4 protein-coding genes are annotated in these 3,239 nt (G+C 37.9%); all 4 read right to left on the bottom strand.

Features of this window, described 5'->3' with window-relative positions:
• A partial coding sequence (locus AB1414_17900; GenBank protein MEW6609288.1) for a hypothetical protein occupies positions 1 to 692 on the bottom strand: 692 nt, incomplete at its 3' end.
• Complete coding sequence (locus tag AB1414_17895; GenBank protein ID MEW6609287.1) at positions 689 to 1,432, bottom strand: ABC transporter ATP-binding protein; 744 nt, start codon at positions 1,430 to 1,432, stop codon at positions 689 to 691. The genes AB1414_17895 and AB1414_17900, both read right to left, overlap by 4 nt.
• Positions 1,433 to 1,441: 9 nt before the next feature.
• A complete protein-coding gene (locus tag AB1414_17890; GenBank protein MEW6609286.1) occupies positions 1,442 to 2,218 on the bottom strand; it encodes an ABC transporter permease in 777 nt (258 codons plus the stop codon).
• Positions 2,219 to 2,220: 2 nt separating this feature from the next.
• The coding region (locus AB1414_17885; protein ID MEW6609285.1) for an ABC transporter substrate-binding protein at positions 2,221 to 3,239 on the bottom strand (1,019 nt) is incomplete at its 5' end.

Raw genomic sequence — 3,239 nt, 5'->3', positions numbered from 1 at the left:
TCATTATTGGTAGAAAAACCGGTACCTTTTATTACCTTTCCGTTCGAAGCTTCTAAATACCAAAGCACTGCTCGTCTCTTTTCTCTGCTCTTTGATTCCGGGTCAACAAGTAGAAAGTGAAGAATAGGAATTTTGCAATACTCTACGTTCAATACCTTGGCAATGCCCTTTTGTTTTAAGTCATTTATTTTCCCGATGATGTTCTTTGTGATCCGCTCAACATCAGTACTTTTATATGAGATTTTGTGAGCTTTGTAAAATTTCATTATATCAGTTTCGCTATAACATAAGAAACACATTTCTTGAGGCTTTTGCTTTTTTTGCTGAGAAAAACCTATAAGAATTTTCTCAAGTTCTTTTACTTCATCAGGTGCTCCACTGGCACCTATTGCAGGTGTTGTTGCTATGGAAAAAATGTTTTTTGCCTTTCTAATTCTTTTTACAATTTCATTTGCGATTTCTGGCATCTCTTCTAAAACTTCCACCTCTTTTGCAAGTTCAATTTGTCTAATAGCTAGCCACAATCCATAAAGTGCTAGGAGAATGCTCACAATAACTATAAGAGCATTCTTGTCAAGTTGGAATGGAACTATCCACAATTTCCATTGTTGTTCGGGAAAGTTCACAATACTAACAAGTATACCTATTATTCCCAGCACTATTCCCACAAGTAATGGCAATCTACCTTTCATATCCCTATTCTCCTCAGAACTTCTTTCTGATATTCCAGAAGCCTAATATCTTCTAATATTCTTGGTCTCATGAGGTCAATCCGAACTTCTCCAATAGTTACAGTTGGCTTTTGAGATAAGATATAAATCTTGTCAGCTAAATAAACCGCTTCCAACGCATTATGAGTAACGAAGACGACCGTCTTTCTCTTTTCACTCCAGATTTTTAATAATTCTGTTCTCATCTTTCTTGCGGTAATTTCATCAAGGTGACTGAAGGGTTCATCCATTAAAAGTATATCTGGGTCAATTGCTAAAGCCCTTGCTATTGCCACTCGTGCTTTTTCTCCTTCAGAACAAAAGAGTGGATATTTACTGGTTGAATCAGCAAGTCCGGCCAAATTTAGATATTCCGTCGCTATTTTTTTTCTTTGCTTTTGTTGTATCCCTACAGCCTCAAGAGCGAAAATGATATTATCCTGCACTGTTTTCCAATTAAGTAACCTGGGTGTTTGAAAAACATAGCCGATCCTTACTTTCTCATTGAACTTCTCTTTGGACAAGAGTAGCTTTCCTGAGTAGTCCGCTATCAATCCAGCAATTATATTAAGAATTGTTGTCTTTCCGCATCCAGAAGGACCTAGCAGGCACACAAACTCTTCATGATTTGCAGTGAATGTTACACCGTTTAATACTTCTTCCATACTCCCATCTTCTTTGACAAAAGACTTATGAAGGTCTTCAACTATTATATTTGCCATAAGCTCACCCTAAAATGATATTACTGGTCTCCATCGTGTTGCCCATTTTTCCAACCGTCCCAACAAGCCATATTCAATTACCAACATTACCAAAGTAAAAGAAAGTGTCCATGCAAGAACATCCTTCATTGAGAACATACCAAACCAAAACGCGACCATGTAACCTATGCCGTTACTCAGCCCCAACATCTCTACAATAACGACAGTTTTCCAAGCCAGTCCTAAGCCGAACCTTGTTGCAGCGAACAAATATGGAAGCAATTGGGGAATAATGATGGTTCTTATGACCAGTGTTCTTTTAGCTTCGAAGGTCTTGGCCATCTCAATGAGGCTTTTATCTAAGTTTTTCATTCCTTGAACTACATTGAGTGTGATTACAGGTGTAATCAAGACGGTGATAGCGAAAATTGCAGCAAAATCCTTTAAGCCAAACCACATAATTGAAATCACAGCCCAAGCTAAAGCAGGGATGGTCAGACCGACAAGGATTTCTGCCTCAAAGAATTTTTCAACATATTTCGATCTGCCCATCGCTATGCCTAACACTAAGCTTATTAGCATTGATAATACAAATCCGCTTACAATTCTGAGTAAAGTGTAATACATATGGGAAAGGAACAGCCCAGAAACAAAAATAGAGCACGCACCCTTAAAAACGAGGATAGGACTTGGGAGAAATTCCGGCCTAAAAAATAACGACAAAACCCACCAAAAAAGGATCAGAGCAATCAGCGAAAGACTAATTAGCAAAAACGAGTAGTGTTTTCCGATGAATATTTTGAACATACTCATTCCTCTATTCTTTTAATTGTGCCTTCTGGGATTTGTGTAATGAGTACGCTATCGTTCGCCAACATGTTCAACATCAATTGAATAGATTGATCTAAAGTTCCCCATTCATCAGTATAGATTAGAGGAATATTTTTTATGCCCAATTCAATTTCTTGTGGAGTTTTTAAATTTGTATAATCGGGATACTTCTCTAAGACTTCTTTTGGGTGGTTTTTAATGTAATCAACCGTTTCTTTCCACGCTTTTATGAGTTTTTTAATTAGATCAAAGTTTTGATCTATCCACTCATCTTTCGCTGCAAATCCAGACATTTCCATTTTAAATCCTGTTTCCTTCTCCCATTCCTGATAAAACGGACCTAAAATTACCCGATAGTTTCCGGTGGCAAGCATTCGGGAAACAAAGGGCTCATAAATAACGATAGCGTCAAGTTCTCCCTTTTCCAAAAGTGGCGGCAAAGCTGGTGGTTTAGATTGAATGAGTTGATAATCCTTAAGTATGTCGATTCCTTTCTTTTTTGCCAGAACATAAAATGCCGTTCCACCACCACTTGGTAACCCATACCACCCTGTCTTTCTCCCTTTTAAGTCGGAAAGACTATTATACAGGGAATCCTTTTTAACCAGAAGGCTCACAGAGTTCACCAGTGTGGGGAAGAAGTATTGAACCTTGTACCCTTTACTTCTGGCTAACGCGATTACATTTACACCTGCGGCTAGGTTTACCTGATACTTACCCAGAACGAAAGCATCGTTTGAAGAAGATGGGTCTAAAAACCCTTGATATTCAAATTCAATTCCATATTTCTCAGGAATTTTCAGATCTTTCATTACTTGCACTGCTAAGCCAGTGAGTCCTGTGCTTACATACCCAAGCGAAACTTTTTGTGTCTTCTTAGAGCATCCAATGAAGAGAACTGATCCAATCAAAGAAACTAGAACTGATCCAATCAAAGAAACTATCATAATATGTAACACTTTTGTTCTCAACATATTCATTTGAGCCCCCTTGTTCT

The organism is bacterium (assembly GCA_040755795.1).
Classification (GTDB): Bacteria; UBA9089; CG2-30-40-21; order CG2-30-40-21; family SBAY01; genus JBFLXS01.
Note: the sequence above shows the minus strand (reverse complement) of the source record. Positions and strands in the feature narration are given on the sequence as shown.

Bases quoted from the DNA above. Each gene is read 5' to 3' on its own strand.
- AB1414_17895 (MEW6609287.1), bottom strand. From the start codon at position 1,432: ATGGCAAATATAATAGTTGAAGACCTTCATAAGTCTTTTGTCAAAGAA.
- AB1414_17890 (MEW6609286.1), bottom strand. From the start codon at position 2,218: ATGTTCAAAATATTCATCGGAAAACACTACTCGTTTTTGCTAATTAGT.